Annotated in this window: 1 protein-coding gene; it reads right to left on the bottom strand. The window is 59.3% G+C overall.

What is annotated here, in order from left to right:
• Positions 1–11: 11 nt before the first annotated feature.
• A complete protein-coding gene (locus ACFQ2S_RS24710) occupies positions 12–1397 on the bottom strand; it encodes an IS1182 family transposase (RefSeq protein WP_386079411.1) in 1386 nt (461 codons plus the stop codon).
• Positions 1398–1413 lie beyond the last annotated feature (16 nt).

The following is a 1413-nucleotide window of genomic DNA, read 5'->3' as shown; positions in this document are numbered from 1 at the left end:
GCGTCCTCTTTTCAGGCGCTTTGCGGTTTCTGCGGTGCGGCAAAGACCTTAGCCAGTTTGCGGAGGTTCTGGGCGGTTGCTGCGAGGAGGAATTCGTCGTTCGCGCCGTTGGGACCGCGTAATCGGAGGCGGCGGAGACCGAGAATGCGTTTGAGGTGGGCAAAGAGCATCTCGACCTTCTTTCGGAGCTTCATCGAGATTTCGTACTGTTTGGTCTTGGCGATGTCGCGGGCTACCTGCCGAGCGTCTTCATGTTCCTCGCGGGTGATCGTTCGCGCTTCGGCATTCGGACAGCACTGCTGCTTCGATGGGCAAGCTTGGCAGGTCAATTTCAGCGCCCGATATTTCGCTCTGCCTTTCCCGGTCTGACCTCTGGACGGGTCCGAGTAGTTGCGGCGGAACTGCTTCAGGCCGTGGCCTTCAGGACAGATGAACTGGTCATTCGTGGCGTCCCACTCGAAGTCGTCTCGGGACCAGGTGCCGTCCGTTCTTTCGCTCTTGTCGATCACCGGGATATGCGGTGCGATCTTGCGGTCAACCAGCCAGCCGAGCATCGGCCCCGATCCGTATGCCGTATCGGCGATCAGACGTTCAGGGTGCAGGTCAAACCGGTCCTTTGCCCTTTCCAGCATGGTGCGAGTTGCTCCAACCTCCGCCTGGCGGATGGATCGCGTCGCCTCGACTCCGACGATCACAGAGTAATCCGTGTCGATCAGGTAATTGTCGGAATAGGCGAAGAATGCCCGTCCTCTATGGGCGGCCGTCCATTGGCTTGCAGGGTCCGAATGCGAGATGCGCTTCGGTGTGACCGCCGTTGCGGCGCCAAACGCCGCCTCGTCCAGCGTATCGAGATATTCTCGTACCGCGCGTGGCGCCGCTGCTGGATCGATCTGGGAGACGTCCCACTCTTCCTTCAGCGTCGCGTTCTTCTTCCTGGCGTCGGCCCCGATCATGCTGGCATCGACTGCAAAATTGCGGCCGCCCACCAGACCTTCCTTGATGCAACGCGCTACCGTGCCCTCGAACAGATGACGCAGGAGTTCGCTCTCTCGAAACCGACCATGCCGGTTCTTGGAAAACGTGGAGTGGTCAGGAACCTGATCCATCAGATCAAGCCGACAGAACCACCTGTACGCCAGATTGAGATGAACCTCCTCACAGAGGCGCCGCTCGGAGCGGATGCCGAAGCAATAGCCGACAATCAGCATCCGGATCAGCAGTTCGGGATCAACCGACGGGCGTCCGGTATGGCTGTAGAAATCCGCGAGATGCGAACGAATGCCGTCGAGATCCACAAACCGATCAATCGACCTGAGCAGATGATCCCGTGGCACGTGATCCTCAAGCGAAAACTCGTAGAACAGTGCTGCCTGAGCTTCCTGCTTCGATCCCATCATCGCGCGTCGCCTCCAA

The organism is Tropicimonas aquimaris (genome assembly GCF_042676185.1).
Classification (GTDB): domain Bacteria; phylum Pseudomonadota; class Alphaproteobacteria; order Rhodobacterales; family Rhodobacteraceae; genus Tropicimonas; species Tropicimonas aquimaris.
Note: the sequence above shows the minus strand (reverse complement) of the source record. Positions and strands in the feature narration are given on the sequence as shown.